16 protein-coding genes are annotated in these 18,819 nt (G+C 65.6%); 12 read left to right on the top strand and 4 right to left on the bottom strand.

What is annotated here, in order from left to right:
* Window positions 1-182 precede the first annotated feature (182 nt).
* From bcsA to BN2475_RS18720, 3 genes are read left to right on the top strand one after another with little or no spacing between them, the layout of a single operon-like run.
* A complete protein-coding gene (gene bcsA / locus BN2475_RS18730) occupies window positions 183-2,678 on the top strand; it encodes a UDP-forming cellulose synthase catalytic subunit (RefSeq protein WP_094781006.1) in 2,496 nt (831 codons plus the stop codon).
* 42 nt (window positions 2,679-2,720) lie between these two features.
* Window positions 2,721-4,271, top strand: coding sequence for a cellulose biosynthesis protein BcsG (bcsG, locus tag BN2475_RS18725; protein WP_094780984.1), 1,551 nt, complete (start codon window positions 2,721-2,723; stop codon window positions 4,269-4,271).
* A complete protein-coding gene (locus tag BN2475_RS18720) occupies window positions 4,253-4,585 on the top strand; it encodes a hypothetical protein (protein WP_425435546.1) in 333 nt (110 codons plus the stop codon). Before bcsG ends, BN2475_RS18720 begins: the two co-directional genes overlap by 19 nt.
* A gap of 28 nt (window positions 4,586-4,613) precedes the next feature.
* Here the strand turns inward: BN2475_RS18720 and BN2475_RS18715 are convergent, their stop codons facing one another.
* Window positions 4,614-5,231, bottom strand: a complete 618-nt coding sequence (locus BN2475_RS18715; protein ID WP_094780983.1) for a LysE/ArgO family amino acid transporter — start codon at window positions 5,229-5,231, stop codon at window positions 4,614-4,616.
* A 97-nt stretch (window positions 5,232-5,328) separates the two neighbouring features.
* Here BN2475_RS18715 and BN2475_RS18710 point away from each other — a divergent pair, with 97 nt between their 5' ends.
* A complete protein-coding gene (locus tag BN2475_RS18710; RefSeq protein WP_094780982.1) occupies window positions 5,329-6,222 on the top strand; it encodes a LysR family transcriptional regulator ArgP in 894 nt (297 codons plus the stop codon).
* Window positions 6,223-6,343: 121 nt separating this feature from the next.
* Here BN2475_RS18710 and BN2475_RS18705 read toward each other — a convergent pair whose 3' ends face one another.
* Together BN2475_RS18705 and BN2475_RS18700 are read right to left on the bottom strand one after the other, a co-directional pair.
* Window positions 6,344-7,600: an MFS transporter gene (locus BN2475_RS18705; protein WP_094780981.1), complete on the bottom strand. Its 1,257-nt coding sequence runs from the start codon at window positions 7,598-7,600 to the stop codon at window positions 6,344-6,346.
* Window positions 7,597-8,574: a PRC-barrel domain-containing protein gene (locus BN2475_RS18700; protein WP_094781004.1), complete on the bottom strand. Its 978-nt coding sequence runs from the start codon at window positions 8,572-8,574 to the stop codon at window positions 7,597-7,599. Before BN2475_RS18700 ends, BN2475_RS18705 begins: the two co-directional genes overlap by 4 nt.
* Window positions 8,575-9,059: 485 nt before the next feature.
* Here BN2475_RS18700 and BN2475_RS18695 point away from each other — a divergent pair, with 485 nt between their 5' ends.
* The 3 genes from BN2475_RS18695 to BN2475_RS18685 all read left to right on the top strand — a co-directional run bounded on the left by BN2475_RS18695 (window position 9,060) and on the right by BN2475_RS18685 (window position 12,000).
* A complete protein-coding gene (locus BN2475_RS18695) occupies window positions 9,060-10,442 on the top strand; it encodes an NCS2 family permease (RefSeq protein ID WP_094780980.1) in 1,383 nt (460 codons plus the stop codon).
* A 244-nt stretch (window positions 10,443-10,686) separates the two neighbouring features.
* Window positions 10,687-11,112: an ArsR/SmtB family transcription factor gene (locus tag BN2475_RS18690; protein WP_094780979.1), complete on the top strand. Its 426-nt coding sequence runs from the start codon at window positions 10,687-10,689 to the stop codon at window positions 11,110-11,112.
* 168 nt (window positions 11,113-11,280) lie between these two features.
* Window positions 11,281-12,000 (top strand): DUF899 domain-containing protein, encoded by a 720-nt coding sequence (locus BN2475_RS18685; protein WP_094780978.1) that lies wholly within the window; start codon window positions 11,281-11,283, stop codon window positions 11,998-12,000.
* A gap of 136 nt (window positions 12,001-12,136) precedes the next feature.
* On the opposite strand, the gene BN2475_RS18680 is transcribed toward BN2475_RS18685, so the two are convergent.
* Entirely contained in the window at window positions 12,137-12,319 is a 183-nt protein-coding gene (locus tag BN2475_RS18680) for a hypothetical protein (protein WP_094780977.1), read from the bottom strand.
* 538 nt (window positions 12,320-12,857) lie between these two features.
* Here BN2475_RS18680 and hutH point away from each other — a divergent pair.
* The 5 genes from hutH (at window position 12,858) to hutI (ending at window position 18,812) form a co-directional block, all read left to right on the top strand.
* The gene (hutH, locus tag BN2475_RS18670; RefSeq protein WP_094780975.1) at window positions 12,858-14,378 is read left to right on the top strand and encodes a histidine ammonia-lyase; all 1,521 of its coding nucleotides are present in this window, start codon (window positions 12,858-12,860) and stop codon (window positions 14,376-14,378) included.
* 25 nt (window positions 14,379-14,403) lie between these two features.
* A complete protein-coding gene (gene hutC, locus BN2475_RS18665) occupies window positions 14,404-15,099 on the top strand; it encodes a histidine utilization transcriptional repressor HutC (RefSeq protein WP_094780974.1) in 696 nt (231 codons plus the stop codon).
* Window positions 15,100-15,152: 53 nt separating this feature from the next.
* The gene (gene hutU / locus BN2475_RS18660; protein ID WP_094780973.1) at window positions 15,153-16,841 is read left to right on the top strand and encodes a urocanate hydratase; all 1,689 of its coding nucleotides are present in this window, start codon (window positions 15,153-15,155) and stop codon (window positions 16,839-16,841) included.
* Window positions 16,842-16,843: 2 nt separating this feature from the next.
* Window positions 16,844-17,482, top strand: a complete 639-nt coding sequence (locus BN2475_RS18655) for a HutD/Ves family protein (protein WP_094781003.1) — start codon at window positions 16,844-16,846, stop codon at window positions 17,480-17,482.
* A 106-nt stretch (window positions 17,483-17,588) separates the two neighbouring features.
* Complete coding sequence (gene hutI / locus BN2475_RS18650) at window positions 17,589-18,812, top strand: imidazolonepropionase (RefSeq protein WP_094780972.1); 1,224 nt, start codon at window positions 17,589-17,591, stop codon at window positions 18,810-18,812.
* Window positions 18,813-18,819: the final 7 nt, after the last annotated feature.

Here is an 18,819-nt window from a genome sequence, read left to right as displayed (position 1 = left end):
AGCCCGTGAGCAAGCGCGCGGCGGGTGAGCATACCCCGCGCATTCAGCGCATCCCGCGCATTCAGCGCATCCCGCGCATTCAGCGCATCCCGCGCATCCCGCGCATCCCGCGCATCCCGCGCATCCCGCACACCCCGCACACCCCGCACACCCCGCGCATTCAGCGTACGCTGCGCCGACGCATGCTCGACTGGCTCGCGAGCGGCCTCGGCATGCCCGCCGAGCCCACGCCGCTCGACTGGTTCGTGCGGCTGTTCTTCCATGCGCCGGCGCCCGGCAAGGCCGACTACGCGCGTCGCTGGATTCGCGCGGCGCTGCTGCATCTCGCGCTGCAATGGGGCGTGCTCGAACCGCATCGGCTGCGCGCGTGGCTGTGGCGTGCGTTCATCCGCGCACCGCAATTGCCGGAGCGCAGCGGCGCGGCGCAAGCGCGCGCCGTGCTCGACTGGATCGACCGCTGGCTGGTGCCGCTGTTGTTGCACTGGCGCCGCCTGAGCCGACGCATCGACGCGCTGCTGCCGAGTCTGCCGTGGCAACGCTGGGGCGCGCGACTCGAAGCCAGCACGCAGCGCATCGGCCACATTCGCTGGCTGCTGCCGCTCATCGTGCTGGCGGGCGCGGGCTTGTGGACCGTGATCGGCACGTCGCCGCTGTCGGCGGACGGCCAGTTCGAATTCTTCGCAGTACTCGTGATCGTCGCGCTCATCCTGCGCCGCTTCCCCGGCCGCATGCCGGTGCTGATCCTCACGACGCTCGCGCTGCTCGCGATGGCCCGCTACGTCTGGTGGCGCGTCACGCAGACGCTGTCGTTCCAGAGCCCGGGAGAGGCGCTGCTCGGCTATCTGCTGTTCGGCGCGGAAGCCTACACATGGGTCATCCTGCTGCTCGGCTTCGTGCAGACCGCGTGGCCGCTGAACCGCGCGGTCGCCGGATTGCCCGCCGATACCGCGCGTTGGCCGAGCGTCGACATCTACATTCCGACCTATAACGAGCCGCTTTCAGTGGTGCGGCCGACCGTGTTCGCCGCGCAAGGTGTCGACTGGCCGGCCGATCGGCTGCGCGTATATCTGCTCGACGACGGCCATCGCGAAGAATTCAGAGCGTTCGCGCAGGCGAGCGGCATCGGCTATATCACCCGCGACGACAATCGTCACGCGAAGGCGGGCAACATCAACCGGGCGCTCGAGAAGACGCACGGCGAGTACATCGCGATCTTCGATTGCGATCACGTGCCGACCCGTTCGTTCCTGCAAACCACGATGGGCACCTTCCTGAACGATGCGCGCTGCGCGATGGTGCAGACTCCGCATCACTTCTTCTCGCCCGATCCGTTCGAGCGCAATCTCGGCACATTCCGCCGCGTGCCGAACGAAGGCAACCTGTTCTATGGACTCGTACAGTCCGGCAACGATCTGTGGAACGCGTCGTTCTTCTGTGGATCGTGCGCGGTGATCAAGCGCTCGGCGCTCGCCGAAGTGGGCGGCGTGGCGGTGGAGACGGTCACGGAAGACGCGCACACCGCGCTCAAGCTGCACCGGCGCGGCTATACGACCGCTTATCTGCCGACCGTGCAGGCCGCCGGTCTCGCCACCGAGAGTCTCGCGAGCCACATCAGGCAGCGCACGCGCTGGGCGCGCGGGATGGCGCAGATCTTTCGCATCGACAATCCGTTTCTCGGCCGCGGCCTCAGCTTTTTCCAGCGGCTGTGCTACGGCAACGCGATGCTGCATTTCTTCTATGGCGTGCCGCGGCTCATTTTCCTGACCATGCCGATGGCGTACCTGTTCTTCCAGATGTACTTCATCAACGCGTCGGCGACCACCATCGCGGGGTTCGTGCTGCCGTACATCGTGCTCGCGAACCTCGCTAACTCGCGGATGCAGGGCAAATTCCGCCACTCGTTCTGGGCCGAAGTGTATGAATCGGTGCTCGCGTGGTATATCGCGTTGCCGACCACCATCGCCTTTTTCAGTCCGAAGCACGGCAAGTTCGACGTGACCGACAAGGGCGGACGGGTCGACGAAGGCTACTTCGACTGGGCGGTGTCGAAGCCGTATCTGGTGCTGCTCGGATTGAACGCCTGCGCGCTCTTTGCCGGCGCATACCGGCTGATGTCCGGGCAGGGCGACGAGACCGCGACGATCCTGATGAACGTGTTCTGGACGCTCTACAACCTCGTGATGCTCGGCGCGGCGGCGAGCGTGGCGCGCGAGGCGAAGCAGGTGCGCGTCACCCATCGCATCGCGATGCGCGCGGCCGCCACGTTGCTGCTCGCAGACGGCACGACGCTCGCATGCACCACCAGCGATTATTCGACCGGCGGTCTCGGCCTCGAAGTCGAACCGGGTCTGCAGCTCGCGCCCGGCGACAGCCTGGGCGTATGCCTGAGCCGCGGCGACCGGCAATTTCATTTTCCGGTGCACGTGAGCCGCTTTATCGGCCGCCACCTCGGCGTGCGCTTCGACGATCTCACGCTCGAACAGGAACGGCAGCTGGTGCAATGCACGTTCGGCCGCGCCGACGCGTGGCTCGACTGGCACGAGCAGACCGTCGAGGACGCGCCGCTGCGCGGCCTGAAGGAAGTGCTGACGATGGGCATCGAAGGCTATTCGCGCTTGCTGGCCGGCGCGCTGCGCGCGTTCCAGTCGCTGCTCGCGCTCGACCGTACACGTTACTAATGCCGCTGGCGTGCGCGCCCAGCCAATGAGAGAGCCTTGTTCATGACTCTGTGGAACCTGTACTTCATCATCAAGCTGTATCTGTTCGCGGGCGGCCATCTGCAACCGCTGTGGCTCGCCAACCTGGGCTTCGCGCTGGCGCTCGTCGCCAGTTCGACGTTGCGCCATCGCGGCCTGCGCGTGTTGCGCAATCTGCTCGGGTTCGCGCTCGGCGTGCCGCTGATGTATCACGAAGCGAACGTGCCGCCGTTCTCGCGGCTGACCGAGGAGTTCGCCAACCTCACGACATTCAGCTTCGGCTACTGGCTCGAGCTCGGGCAGCGCTTTGTGCCGCCGACGCTGCTGCTGGCCGCCGTCGGTGTGTTGATCGGCTATCTGATCGTGAACCGCTGGGTGCGCGTCGCCACTTTCGTGCTGCTCGCGCTGATCGGGATTCCGTTGTGGCAGGGGGGCAGTATGGTGCTCGCGCACCTGCGCAGCGGACCGGCCGAGGCTGCATCCGGCAATGCGCTGGCGGCCCAGCCGCTCGACCATAACGCGGCGCTAACCGCGTTCCGCACGCAGGAGTCGCAGCGGCAGGTGACATTCGGCCACCTCGGCACCGATCCGAACACGCAGTTCGATGTGATCGTGCTGCATATCTGTTCGCTGTCGTGGGATGACCTCGATGCGGTGAAGGCGCGCAATCATCCGATGCTGAGCCACTTCGACTATCTGTTCACGAACTTCAGCACGGCGGCGAGCTATAGCGGACCGGCCGCGATTCGTGTGCTGCGCGCGAGCTGCGGTCAGCAGGCGCATGCCGACCTCTACAAGGACGCGCCGCAGCAATGCCACCTGTTGGCCGATCTCGCGCAAGCGGGCTACACGCCGCAGACGATGCTGAATCACGACGGCCACTTCGATAACTTCCTGCAACTGGTGCACGACAATGCGGGCGTGCCGAACGTGCCGCTGATGTCGAATACCAGCGCGCCGGTCGCGATGCATGCCTTCGACGGCTCGCCGATTCGCGACGACTACGCGACGCTCGCCAACTGGTATGCGCAGCGCGCCAGCACGCCGGGGCCGGTCGCGCTGTACTACAACACGATCAGTCTGCACGACGGCAACAAGCTGCCGGGCAGCAACCTGTCGAGCATCGACTCATACCCGCTGCGGGCAAACAGGATGATGAGCGACTTCGACCGCTTCGCGGATCTGATTGCGGCGTCGGGCCGCCGCGCGGTGATCGTGTTCGTGCCCGAACATGGCGCGGCGCTGCGCGGCGACGCGAACCAGGTGGCCGGCTTGCGCGAGATTCCGACGCCGCGCGTCGTGCATGGTCCGGTGGGTGTGCGGCTCGTCGGCTTCCAGGGCAATCATGGACCGACCACGGTGATCGACAATCCGAGCAGCTTCCTCGCGCTTGCGCAGCTGTTGTCGAACCTCGTGTCGAACAGCCCGTTCAAGCCGGGCGTGACCTTGTCGCAGTACGCGGCGAATCTGCCGCAAACGCAAATGATCGGCGAGAATGAAGGGACGGTGACGATGACGACGGCGTCCGGCTACGTGGTCAAGACGCCGGACGGCGTATGGGTGGATGGCAAATGATGGAGGCGGGCGTGAAGGGCGATGCGAAAACTGCTGTGAAGTCCGCAGTGAAGCCTGCTATGAAGCCGGCGATGAAGTCCGCGGCGCAATTCGGCGCGAATGCTGGCGGCTGGCCGGTGGACGACATCACGGGTCTCGTGCGGCGTCTGCCCGAACTCGACCCGGCCAGCTATTTCGACGCACAGTCGAAGGAATCGTATCAGCAGTCGCTGACCAGATGGCCGCTGCTCGCGCGGCTCATGAACCTGGTGCCGCGCAATCCAGTCGACGCGCCCGCCGCGCCTCAGCCGGCGCCGGCGCTGAAAGCCGAATGACGGCTGTGTAACGAAGGCGGCGCCGCGTTCAGCGCAACTGCGTGAGCGCAAGCAGCAACACCATGCTGCCGATCGCGCCATCCAGCACACGCCAGGCGCTCGCCCGGCGAAACAGCGGCGCCAATGCACGCGCGCCGTAACCGAGACCCACGAACCAGATTCCGCTGACCGCCATCGCGCCGAGCGCGAACGCGACTCGTGCGCCCTGGGGCTCGCGGGCACCGGCCGTGCCGATCAGCAGAAACGTGTCGAGATACACGTGCGGATTGAGCCACGTGAAGGCGAGCGTCATCAGCACGATCGGCATCGCGCGTTGCACGGGTAGCGTACCGCTCGCAGCGGCGTCCAGCACCGCATGCCCCGGCCGCACCGCGCGCCGCAGCGCATTGATCCCAAACCACGCGAGATAGGCGAGCCCGACATACAGCATCGCGTGGACGAACACCGGGTAGCGTTCCACCAGCACCGCCGCGCCGCCGACACCCGCCGCGATCAGAATGAAGTCCGACAGCGCGCACAGCGCGACGATCTTGCCGACATGCGAGCGCATGATGCCTTGACGCAGCACGAACGCGTTTTGCGCGCCGATCGTCACGATCAGCGATGCGCACAGCGCGGCGCCATGAGAAAAAGACAGCCAGTTCATAAACGATCCAGTAGACGGGAGAAGCGAACGGGGCTAGTCTGCGGTTTTGTGTCTCATAAGAGAAGCTAATTTACTTAATGCCGATTAAGGAGCGCTAATGCTCGACTATGCACTGCTCGACGCACTGGCCGCCGTGGTGCGCCATGGCTCGTTCGACCGTGCGGCGAGCGAACTGAATGTCACGCCGTCGGCGGTATCGCAGCGGGTCAAGCTGCTGGAGGAGCGGGTGGGCAGCGTGCTGGTGAAGCGCGGCCAGCCGTGCGTCGCGACCACCTCGGGCGCGCTGCTGTGCCGCCACACCGAACGCGTGCAATTGCTCGAAGCGGAGCTGAATGGCCGCCTGCCGGCGCAGCCCGGCGCGTTGGTCGAGCCGTGGCCGGCACTGCGCGTGGCCGTCAACGACGATAGCGTCGGCACGTGGTTCATCGACGCGGTGGCGCCGTTCTGCGTCGAGCGGGAAATGCTGCTCGATCTGGTGATCGACGATCAGGACCACACCGCAGAACGGATTCGCGACGGCAGCGTGCAAGGCGCAGTGACCACGCAGGCCGAACCGGTGCAGGGCTGCCGCTCGACCCGCCTCGGGCGCATGCGCTATCTGGCAGTCTGCTCGCCGGCGTTCCGCGCGCACTACTTTGCCGACGGCGTCACGCGCGAGAGTTTGCGGCACACGCCGTGCATCGATTTCAATCCGAAGGATCAGTTGCAAAAGCGCTTCATGCGCCGCATCACGCGAGCGGAACTCGACCCGCCGTTGCACTGGATTCCACACGTCGCCGGTTTTTTGCGGGCCTGCGTGATGGGCCTCGGCTGGGGCATGTGTCCCGAACGGATGATCGCCGCGCAGCTGGCGAGCGGCGAACTGGTGGAGATGGCGCCCGGCAAGCCCATCGACGTCGATCTGTACTGGCAGAGCTGGCGTCTGTCGATCGGCTGGCTCGACGACTTCGGCGCGGTGTTGCGCAAACGCGCGGCGGAGTTTCTCGATTGACGTGCCTTGGTGTCGTTGCTGCCGTTGCGGTTCATGCGCGAGACAGCGGGCGGGGCGATTGATTGAAGCCGGGGCGGGTGGGCGCGGCGCATCGTTCGCCCGCCATCGGATGAACCACCCGTCACCGCACCGCCGACTTCCCGCCATCGGCCACCGGCGCGCCATCGTCGGCCGGCGCCGTGTCGCGCGTCTCAGGCATTGCCGCCCACACCAGCAGCACGGCCAGCGCACCCGCCGCAGCCAGGCCGAAGAAGCTCACCGCATTGCCGAAATGATCGGCGACGAAGCCCGCGGCCGTCGTGCTCAACGTGGCCCCGATCCCGGCCGCCAAGCCGAACAGCCCGATACACAGGTTGTAGCGACCCTTGTCGCCGGCTACGTCGGCGGCGATCAGCGGCAGCATCACACCGAACACGGCGGCGCTCAAGCCGTCGAGCATCTGCACCGGCACCAGCAGATAAGGACTGCTGATTCCGGCAAACAGCAACGCGCGGACCGGCAACGCCGAAAACCCGAGCAGCAGAATCGGCCTGCGTCCCCAGCGCTCGGCCGAGCGTCCGACCCACGGCGACATCATCGCGACGATCGCTTGCGGCACGATGATGCACGCCGCGATCACGAGTTGAACGTTGTCGCCCATGCCAGCCGTCACTTCACCCGCGGCCAGATTCAGCATCGCCGCGTTCGACAGATGGAACAGCACGATGCACGCGGCGAACAGCAGCATCCGCCGGTCGCGCAACAATTCGCGCAGCGACTCGCGCCGCTCGATCTGCTGCGGTGTTGGCACGGCCCTCACATGTTCGATGGTGTCGGTGCGCTGGATCATCGACAGCGCGATCAGCGCGGGCACGGCGAGCGCGGCGGTTAGCCAGAACACGGCGCGCGGCGAATAGTACTCGCCGAACAGGCCCATCAATCCAGCCGCCACCGCGCTGCCGATCGACGCCCAGCGCGCATTGCGCCCAAGCCGGTCGCCGAGATTCGCGCGTCCCACCAGCGCGAACGAGATCGCCGCAAGCGCGGGCGTCAGCATGCAACTGGCGAAGCCGTGGAACACTTCGGCAGCGATCACCGGCAGCACGGTCGGGCTGACGGCCAGTAGCACCGCACTGAAAATGATCGCGAAGATCGCCCACGCCGCGGCGGCTTTCTTGTTGCGCAACGCGTCGACCGCGGCGCCGCCGGGCACCTGGCTGACCATCGCGCTGATGGTCCCCACCGACAGCACCATGCCGATCTCGCCCTGGGTCCACTTATGCGACGCGAGGTACGACGCGATGAACGGCCCGAAGCCCGTCTGCACGTTGGCGACGAAAAAATTGAGCCAATCGAGCGCGCGCAGGCTGCGCGCCGTAACCAGAGTGCGGCCGATCATCGGGCCGCCCGTGCGTTGGAAACCGCGACGGCAGTCGACGCCACGGCAGGCGCCGAGGCGGCCGGTGCAGCTGCCGGCGCTGGCGCGGGTGGCGGCGCCGGCGACACCGCGCGGATCGGTTTGTCGCTCGCGTAGGGCGGCGTCGCGTTGATCTGCGCGTCGCTCAGATCGAGTTGCGGGCGCAGCTCCTTGTCTTTGGTGACGAAGCGCAGCGCCGACCAGCTTGCGGCGATGGTGCGCCGCTCGGTGCTGACCATGCCGTTGACGTCGAGCACCACGGCCTGCGGCTGCGCATTGGCGTCGATCAGCACGTCGATCACGCGGCCCACCTTGACGCCGTTCGAGCGTTCGACGGTGGCGTCGATCAATGGCAACTGCACGACGCTGGATTTGGCCGCGCTCGCCGGCGTGGCCGCGACGTTCAGCGTGATCGGCGCGGTCTTCGCGCTCGGCGTGAAGTGGAACGCGCTCCACGGGAAGTTCACCTTGCGGTCGCCGACCCCAAGGAAGCCCTGCAGATTGACGACCATCTCGTGCGGCTTGCCGGCCGCATCGGCGGTCATATCGATAGCGCGTCCGACCACTTTGCCGTCGGCCTTCTGCACTTCGCTATCGAGCAGCGCACGCGCCTCGCTGCGCTCGATGGTGCGCAGCACGATCAGCGGAGGCGGTGGCGGTGGTGGTGGCGGTGGCGCGGGCGCGGCCACCGGCGGTGGCGGCTCGACCTTGTGCGGCTTGACGACGGGCTTCTTCGGCACCTTCGGCTGCTCGGGTTCGTTCGCCCCGGTTTCGACCGCTTCGGGCGCGGAGGCCACCACCGGCGCGCTGGCGGGTTCGACCGGCATGACCGTCGCCTCGACGATCGGCGCCTGCTGCGGACCCCACAGCAGACTGCTGCAGCCGGACAGCGCGCATAGCGCGAACACAGCGAGAATCAGCACGCGCCAGGCAGGACGCGAAAAACCGCCAGTCATCAGGAAAAACTCCATGGGCCGATGCGGACGGGCGCGGTGGGCCGTCGCGGTTAACACGGGTACGGGCCAGAGTGTAACCCGCGAGCCCGGGCGGTTCCCGTTTTGCCGGCAATCCGGAAGGAGGGCGCCAAGCACGCTTCATGCCGCGCGTGGTCCGCGAGCCTGGCTATGAGCCCGCCGCGAGTTGCGCGGGTGACGACTCCCGGTCTGTTTCGATGCCACGCAACCGTCAAAACCCTTTCACCGGTTCATCGCAGGCCGTAGGTGTATACGCGCGGCGCGTCGGCGTGATTTGCCGTCGCCAGAACGATATAAGAGCCGCGACATGTCGGGCATGCCATGCATGTGATTGGAGACATATTCGTGTTGGCCTACATTTCGTGACAGCAAAACGCCGACATCCCACATTAAACCAACCACGAGACAACCCTGACGGCGGCCGCATCGACGGCCGTTTCAGCACGCTGATAAAGGAGGCACTCATCATGATGGAACCCCAGGCCCAGGCGATTTCCGAAGTCGTGACCGAATCATTCGACGGTCGCGGCCTGCTCGATCGCTACTTCGAAATCTCCGCACGCGGCAGTTCGCAACGCCAGGAAATCGTCGCGGGCGTCACGACCTTCCTTGCGATGGTCTACTCCGTTTTCGTCGTGCCGGGCATGTTCGGCAAGGCGGGCTTCGACACCAGCGCGGTATTCGTCGCCGTGTGCCTGACCACCGCGTTCGGTTCGCTGCTGATGGGCGTGTGGGCGCGTCTGCCGATCGCCATCGGCTGCGCGATTTCGCTGACCGCGTTCACCGCGTTCGGTCTCGTGCTCGGCAAGGGCCTGCATCCGAGCGTCGCGCTCGGCGCGGTGTTCCTGATGGGCGTGGCGTTCACCGCGATCTCGGTGACGGGCGTGCGCTCGTGGATCCTGCGCAATCTGCCGACCGGCATCGCGCACGGCACGGGCATCGGCATCGGTCTGTTCCTGCTGCTGATCGCCGCCAACGACGTCGGGCTCGTCGTGAAGAATCCGGGCGCCGGCCTGCCGGTGTCGCTCGGTCATATCACCGCGTTGCCGGCGCTGATGTCGGTGGCGGGATTGGCGGCGATCTTCGGTCTGGTGCGCCGTCGCGTGCCGGGCTCGATCCTGATCGTGATCGTGGCGATTTCGACGCTCGCGCTCGCAATCGATCCGGCCGTGTCGTTCCACGGCGCGTTCGCGGTGCCGTCGCTGAGCGCGCCGGGCCATGCGTCGCTGATCGGCGCGATGGACATCAAGGGCGCGCTGTCGATGGCGGTGCTGCCGAGCGTGCTGGCGCTCGTGATGACCGCGGTGTTCGACGCCACCGGCACGATCCGCGCGGTCGCGGGGCAGGCGGGGCAGCTCGATGAAAACGGCCGCATCATCAACGGCGGCCGTGCGTTGACGGCCGATTCGCTGAGCTCGGTTTTCTCGGGCCTCTTCGGTGGCGCGCCGGCGGCGGCGTATATCGAATCGACGGTCGGCGTGGCGGCCGGCGCGAAGACCGGGATGGCGGCGGCGGTGGTCGGTCTGCTGTTCCTCGTGGTGATGTTCTTCTCGCCGCTGGCCGGTCTCGTGCCGTCGTACGCGACGGCGCCGGCGCTGATGTACGTGGGGCTGCTGATGCTGTCGAACGTCAGCAAGCTGCATATGGACGATATGGTCGACGCGATGTCGGGGTTGATGTGCGCGGTGTTCATCGTGCTGACGGCCAACATCGTGACGGGCATCATGCTCGGTTTCGCGACGCTCGTGATCGGCCGCGTGGTGAGCGGCGAATATCGCAAGCTGAACGTGGGCACGGTCGTGATCGCCGCGGTGCTGGTCGGGTTCTATCTCGGCGGCTGGGCGATCTGATGGGGCGTGTCGGGCGGGTGCCGATCATGCACTGGCAGGACGAAGTCCGCCGCCTTGTTTTGCCTGAATAGCCAGCCGGTTGTTTTCCACCTCGACGTGGCGCGTGACAGTGATTTGTTCACCGCGCGCCGCGTAACTTTTCTAGCCGATGCGATGCGTCGTCGCGTGCGCGCTCTTTCCGGCACTGTCGAAAACGTGCCTATCTGTCCTTGACATTCGCATGCCCGCTCCTAAACTTAACCTCATGGTTAAGTTTAATGAAGCGGTGCTCGATCGCACCTTCGCCGCGTTGTCGGACCCGACGCGACGCGCGTTGCTCGCGCGTCTGTCGCAGCATGATCTGTCGGTCAGCGAACTCGCCGAGCCGTTTGCGATGTCCTTGCCCGCCGTGATGAAACACCTCGACGTGCTGTCCGGCGCCGGTCTGATCACGCGCAGCAAGACCGGCCGTACGGTCGCGTGCCGTCTGTGCGCCGGACCGATGGAGGAAGCCATCGAATGGCTCAGCCGTTATCAGCGCTTCTGGTCCGAATCGCTCGACCGTCTTGCCGCGTTCGTCGAAGAGGAGCCTGCTTCGCGCGAGGCGGGCCGAACGTCATCGGCCGTCGGTGTCTCGGCGCCTGGCTCGCCGAAAGCCGCTGTACGCGGACGCAAGCGGCGCAAATCATGACGTGGATGCCCCCGGGCGGCGTCGGCCTGGCCCGCGCACAGCGCCCACACGCGTGCGCACGCGTTACCGGCCAATGCCAGTCGCGGCGCGGCCGAAAATAGTTCGAACTGCCTGGGATTCGTTTGAGTGTGCCTGACTGGCCTGCATGACGCAGGGAAGGAGACGCAGATGGAACCGCAACACCGCATTGGCACTAGAGAGCAATGGCTGGCCGCGAGCAGGGCGCTGCTGGCCGAGGAGAAAGCACACATGCGCGCCGGTGACGAACTCGCCCGCAAACGCCGCGAGCTGCCGTGGGTCAAGGTCGACAAGAGCTATGTGTTCGAGACGCCGCAAGGCCGCAAGACGCTCGCCGACCTGTTCGACGGCCGCAGCCAGCTGATCATTTATCACTTCATGCTGGGCTCAGACTGGAACGAGGGCTGTGTCGGCTGTTCGTTCCTGTCGGATCACATGACCGGCATCGTCACGCATCTGGAGCATCACGATGTATCGTACGTGACGGTGTCGCACGCGCCGCTCGCGAAGATCGAGGCCTTCAAAAAGCGCATGGGATGGACCTTTCCGTGGGTGTCGTCGAGCGGAAGCGATTTCAATTTCGACTATCACGTGTCGTTCACGCCCGAGCAGCTAGCCAGCAAAAAAGCTTTCTACAACTTCACCGAGCAGGACGTCGGCATCGACGAGCAGCACGGCCACAGCGTGTTCTATAAGGATGAGCACGGCGATGTGTATCACACATATTCCTGCTACGGACGCGGCGACGAACGCTTCATCAACACGTACGCGCATCTGGACGTCACGCCGAAAGGACGCAACGAGGCGAGCAATCTGACCGATTGGGTCAGGCATCACGATCGCTATGAAGATGGGGCGCGGGGCGGTTGAGCAGCTCGTGGTTCATGAGCCGCGCGGGGTGGTCTCACGCGCATATGTCGGCATATGACGGCGCATAGGTTGGCGCTTATGTTCGCGGCGACGTCGCTGCCGGTGGCGGGGCGCGCGGCGTCACGCGCGCCGCGCCTCAAAGCGCCATATCGAAAGCGGGCTTGAGGAAAAGCTCGATCGCCATCACGATGAGGCCCATGGCGGCCGCGCTCAGCGTCAACACGCCGTATTCGTCGTAGCGTGCGTCGTACAGGCACGCCACGACGAACAGAATCGCCAGCAGGTTGGTCAGCCAGTAGAAGTTCAGCGCCAAGTTCATTGTTCAAATCCGGGCTCATGTGCGACCTGGTGGGTCGCATCGCAAGATCAGGTCGGGCGATTTTATCGATATGAGCTTACGGATTTGCAACGCCAGCGCTTACACAGATTACGCCCCGAAGGAAGCCCCCTTGGGGGCGCGCCGGAGGAAGTCCTCTTGGGGGGCGCACCGGAGGAAGTCCTCTTGGGGGGCGCCCCGGAGGAAGCCCCCCTTGGGGGCACACCTGAGGAAGTCCTCTTGGGGGGCGCCCTGAAGGCGACGCTTCGCCGTTCTCGACGAGACCCGGACCAGCTCGGCGGGCGGAATGCTCTCGTCCTCGCGGCGCCGCGCGGAGCCAATGTGTATAGACAAATCGGGAGCGTAAAGCATCGCACGGCGCGCCGGCCAAGTGGCCTCGTGCCGCCTCGCTGAATACGGAAAATAAGCCTGTCTCGCTTTCACCTAATGGAAATCCCTAGGTCAGAAGTGCGAAAAACAAGTTGTATATACAAGACTGCGCAGCTAGACTTCTCTCAACTTGTATAGACAGGATGACACCATGATTCTGAAGCCCGGCTACCTGAGCCTCCCGCAACTGCGCCAGATCGCCCGTGAACACGTCACGTTGCAACTCGATCCCGCCAGCCACGCCGCCATCGACGCGTGTGCCAGGACCGTCGCCGACATCGCCGCGAAGGGCAAGCCCGCCTATGGCATCAATACGGGTTTCGGGCGGCTCGCCAGCACGCATATCCCGCACGACCAGCTCGAACTGTTGCAACGCAATCTGGTGCTCTCGCATGCGGTCGGCGTGGGCGAGCCGATGTCGCCGCCGGTCGTGCGTCTGTTGATCGCGCTGAAGCTGTCGAGCCTCGGCCGTGGCCACTCCGGCATCCGCCGCGAAGTGATGGAAGCGCTGATCACGCTGTACAACGCCGACGTGCTGCCGGTGATCCCGGTCAAAGGGTCGGTCGGCGCATCCGGCGACCTCGCGCCGCTCGCGCATATGTCGGCGGTGCTGCTCGGTGTCGGCGAAGTGTTCGCCAAAGGCGAGCGCATGCCGGCCACCGAAGGCCTCGCGCTGGTCGGCCTCAAGCCGCTCACGCTGCAAGCCAAGGAAGGTCTCGCGCTGCTCAACGGCACCCAGGCATCGACCGCGCTCGCGCTGTACAACATGTTCGCAATCGAAGACCTGTACCGTACGGCGCTGGTGGCGGGCGCGTTGTCGGTGGACGCGGCGGCGGGTTCGGTCAAGCCGTTCGATGCGCGCATTCACGAACTGCGCGGCCATCAAGGTCAGATGGATGCCGCGGCGTCTTACCGGTCGCTGTTGCAAGGCTCGGGCATCAACGTCTCGCACGCCGATTGCGACAAGGTGCAGGACCCGTACAGCCTGCGCTGCCAACCGCAAGTGATGGGCGCGTGTCTGGACCAGATGCGGCACGCCGCGGACCTGCTGCTGCTGGAAGCGAACGCGGTCTCCGACAATCCGCTGATTTTCCCGGACACCGGCGAAGTGCTGTCGGGCGGTAACTTCCACGCCGAACCGGTCGCGTTCGCCGCCGACAACCTCGCGCTGGCCGCCGCCGAAATCGGCGCGCTGGCCGAGCGTCGCATCGCACTGCTGATCGACGCGACGCTGTCGGGTCTGCCGCCGTTCCTCGTGAAGGACGGTGGGGTGAATTCCGGTTTCATGATCGCTCACGTGACGGCCGCGGCGCTCGCGTCGGAGAACAAGACGCTCGCACATCCCGCGTCGGTCGATTCGCTGCCGACGTCCGCGAACCAGGAAGACCACGTGTCGATGGCGACGTTCGCCGCGCGCAAGCTCGGCGACATCGCGGACAACACCGCGAACATCCTGTCGATCGAACTGCTCGCCGCCGCGCAAGGCGTCGATCTGCGCGCGCCGCACAAGACCAGCCCGAGTCTGCAGAAGGTGATGGACGTGGTGCGCAAGGACGTCGCGCATTACGAGCTCGATCACTATTTCGCACCGGACATCGCGGCGGTCACGCGCCTCGTGCAGAACGGCGCGATCGCGAAGCTGAGCCCGTTCTCGTTCGCTTCCGAACAGTAAATCGTCGATCACGCGGACCACGCCAATGAACGCTCCGGCCTACCAGGGCATCAAGGACTTCATCCTCGCGCGCATTCATGCGGGCGATTGGGCTGAAGGCGACCAGGTGCCATCCGAAAACGAACTCGCACGCGAGTTCAACGTGGCGCGCATGACGGTCAATCGCGCGCTGCGCGAACTGACCTCGGAGCAGGTGCTCACGCGGGTGCAGGGCTCGGGCACGTTCGTGGCGCGTCCGAAGTACGAATCGACGCTGGTGGCGATCCGCAGCATCTCCGACGAAATCGTCGCACGCGGTCATCGCTATCAGGCGAAGGTGCTGCACATCGGCGCGAGCATCGCCGACGAGGCGCTCGCCGAAGAGATGCAGGTGAGCGAGGGCAGTCCGGTGTTTCATTCGCGCGTGCTGCATTTCGAAAACGACGAGCCGGTGCAGCTCGAAGAGCGCTGGGTCAATCCGGCGGTCGCGCCGGAGTACGCGCTGCAGGACTTCACGAACACCACGCCGAACCAGTATCTCGTGCGCGTGGCGCCGCTACAGCGGGTCGAGTACCGGATCGAAGCGCTGGCGGCGGACGCCGATACGCGCGAATTGCTGACGATGGACGAACTCGAGCCTTGCCTCGTGCTGCATCGGCGCACCTGGTCGCAAAGCCAGGTCGCGTCGATCGCGAATCTATGGCATCCCGGTAACCGCTACCGCTTCACCGGTCATTTCTGATTGCATTTTTTTCGCCTGATTTCCGAGCATCTTCCGATATTCCGAGGGCCCCAATGAACAACCCGAAACACATCGATCCGCGACTCGATCCCACCCGCACGATCCGCGCACCGCGCGGCTCGGAAAAGACCTGCAAGACGTGGATTGCGGAAGCCGCGTACCGGATGATCCAGAATAATCTGGACCCCGAAGTGGCTGAGCATCCGCATGCGCTCGTCGTATATGGCGGCATTGGCCGCGCCGCACGCAACTGGGATTGCTTCGATCAGATCCTCGCGTCGCTGCGCAACCTGAACGAAGACGAAACGCTGCTGATCCAGTCGGGCAAGCCGGTCGGCGTGTTTCGCACGCATGCGGACGCACCGCGCGTGCTGCTCGCCAATTCGAACCTGGTGCCGCATTGGGCGACGTGGGAACACTTCCACGAACTCGATCGCAAGGGGCTGATGATGTACGGGCAGATGACCGCAGGCAGCTGGATCTACATCGGCAGCCAGGGCATCGTGCAGGGCACCTACGAGACCTTCTTCGCGGTGGCGAACCAGCATTTCAACGGCGACCCGAAGGGCCGTTGGATTCTGACCGGCGGTCTCGGCGGCATGGGCGGCGCGCAACCGCTCGCGGCGACGATGGCCGGCTTCTCGATGATCGCGGTGGAATGCGACGAGACGCGCATCGACTTCCGTCTGAAGACGCGCTACGTCGACAGGAAAGCGAAGACGCTCGACGAAGCGCTCGCGATGCTCGACGCAGCGAAGCAGTCCGGCAAACCGGTGTCGATCGGCTTGCTGGGCAATGCCGCCGATGTATTCGCCGACTGCGTGGCGCGCGGCATCACGCCGGATTGCGTGACCGACCAGACCAGCGCGCACGATCCGATTCACGGCTACCTGCCGCAAGGCTGGACCGTGGAGGACTGGCGTGAGCGTCAGAACACCGCGCCGGAGAGCATCGTTATGCCGGCCAAGCAGTCGATGGCGCGGCAGGTGCAGGCGATGCTGACGCTGCAGGAGCGCGGCGCGGCCACGCTCGACTACGGCAACAACATCCGTCAGATGGCGCTGGAAATGGGCGTGGAAAACGCGTTCGATTTCCCGGGCTTCGTGCCCGCGTATATCCGTCCGCTGTTCTGCGAAGGCAAGGGCCCGTTCCGCTGGGTCGCGCTGTCGGGCGATCCTGAGGATATCTACAAGACCGATGCGAAGGTCAAGGAACTGATTCCCGACGATCCACATCTGCACAACTGGCTCGACATGGCGCGCGAACGTATCGCTTTTCAGGGGCTGCCCGCGCGGATCTGCTGGGTCGGCGTGAAGGATCGCTATCGCCTCGGCCAGGCGTTCAACGAAATGGTCAGGAACGGCGAGCTGAAGGCGCCGATCGTGATCGGCCGCGATCACCTCGACACCGGTTCGGTGGCGAGCCCGAATCGCGAAACCGAATCGATGAAGGATGGCTCGGACGCGGTCAGCGACTGGCCGCTGCTCAACGCGCTGCTGAATACGGCGGGCGGTGCGTCGTGGGTGTCCTTGCATCACGGCGGCGGAGTCGGCATGGGCTTCAGCCAGCATTCGGGCGTCGTGATCGTCGCGGACGGCACGGACGCGGCGCGCGAGCGCATCGGCCGCGTGCTGTTCAACGATCCGGCCACCGGCGTGATGCGTCATGCGGATGCGGGCTATGAACTGGCGCAGCAGACCGCACGCGAAGCGGACCTCAATCTGCCGATGCTGGGCCGTTGATCGTGGCGGTAGCCGACAACACGGCAGCCCTCACGCTGATTCGCGGCGTCGATCTAGTGGCGACGCCGTGGAAAAACGGCGGCGGCGTGACGCGCGAAGTGGCTGCGTTTCCCGAGCGCGAGCAAGGCGCGGCGCCCGGCGACTTCGTGTGGCGCGTGAGCGTCGCCGATGTCGCGCAGGCCGGCCCGTTCTCGCGTTTCGACGGCGTCGATCGCACGTTGGTGCTGTTGTCCGGCGCGGGCATGCTGCTCGATGAGATGGATGGCGCGACCGTGGTGAAGTCGCATGCGTTGACGCAGACGCTCGACATCGCACGCTTTAACGGCGAGACGCGTATCGACGCGCGGCTCGTCGATGGTGCGACGCGCGACTTCAACCTGATGGTGCGCCGCGAGCTGGCGTGCGGCGAACTGGAAGTGTGGCGCGCCGGCACGCAACCGGACGCGCCGCGCACCGTTTCGGGCGACGTGGTGCTGCTGTTTTGCGCCAGCGGTCCGGTCACGCTCACGCCAGGCGCTGCGCAAGCACTGCAGCTCGACACCGGCGACACGCTGCGCATCGACGGGCCGAACGCGCTGCGTTGCGCGCTCGAAGGCGAGGGCGCGCTGCTTGCGATCAGCATCTGCTACACGCGACGATGATCTTGCGCCACCCCCGCCTTGCATGCACGCCTAACGGCTTGGCGGCGCACGCATCCGGATCATCACAGACACGCAACAGACTGCAACGAGCTGCAAAGAGCACGCGATGAAGCAAACCGTCTGGCATCAACTGAAACTGTGTTCGCAAGGCGATCCTCGCCACACGCTCGCCGATGCCGCGATCGCCGTCGAAGACGGGCGTATCGCGTGGCTCGGCGCGGCTTGCGAATTGCCCGCGCAATACGCTGCGTGGCCGCGCGAAGATCTGCGCGGCGCATGGGTGACGCCGGGCCTGATCGACTGTCATACGCACCTCGTGTACGGCGGGCAGCGCGCGGACGAATTCGCGCAGCGCCTTGCCGGCGTCAGCTATGAGGAGATCGCACGGCAGGGCGGCGGTATCGTGTCGACGGTGCGCGCGACGCGTGCCGCGGACGAAGCCATGCTGTTGCGGCAAGCGGCCGCGCGACTCGAACCGTTGCTGGCCGAAGGCGTGACGGCGGTCGAAATCAAATCCGGCTACGGGCTCGATCTCGCGAGCGAGCGCAAGATGCTGCGCGTCGCGCGGCAACTGGGCGAGCGCTATCCGGTTACGGTCTACACGACCTTTCTCGGCGCGCACGCATTGCCGCCCGAATTTGCCGGCCGCGCTGACGCGTATATCGACGAAGTCTGCAACACGATGCTGCCCGCGCTGGCCGACGAAGGCCTGGTCGATGCGGTCGACGTGTTCTGCGAACGCATCGGTTTTTCGCTGGAGCAAAGCGAGCGCGTGTTCAACGCGGCCGCGCGCCACGGCCTGCCGGTCAAGATGCATGCCGAGCAGTTGTCGAATGGCGGCGGTGCAGCGCTTGCGGCGCGCCATCGCGCGCTGTCCGCGGATCACCTCGAATTCCTCGATGAAGCAGGCGTCGCCGCGATGAAAGAGGCGGGCACCGTGGCGGTGCTGCTGCCGGGCGCGTACTACTTCATCCGCGAGACGCAGTTGCCGCCGCTGGACCTGTTGCGGCGTTACGAGGTGCCGATCGCGATTTCGACCGACAGCAACCCGGGCACGTCGCCCGCCACGTCGCTGCTGCTGATGATGAACATGGCGTGTACGTTGTTCCGCATGACCGTGCCCGAGGTGCTGCAAGGCGTGACGCTGCACGCGGCGCACGCGCTCGGCAAGGCGGATACGCACGGCGCGTTGCAGGTGGGGCGTGCGGCCGATTTCGCGGTGTGGTCGGTTGATTCGCTCGCCGAGCTGGCTTACTGGATCGGGCGTCCGCTGTGCGCGCGAGTGGTGCGCGCGGGCGAAACCGTTTATATGCGGCGTGAACTGAACTAGAACCTGA

The sequence above is a fragment of the Paraburkholderia ribeironis genome, from assembly GCF_900019265.1.
Lineage (GTDB): Bacteria > Pseudomonadota > Gammaproteobacteria > Burkholderiales > Burkholderiaceae > Paraburkholderia > Paraburkholderia ribeironis.
This window is presented reverse-complemented; position numbering and strand designations above follow the sequence as displayed.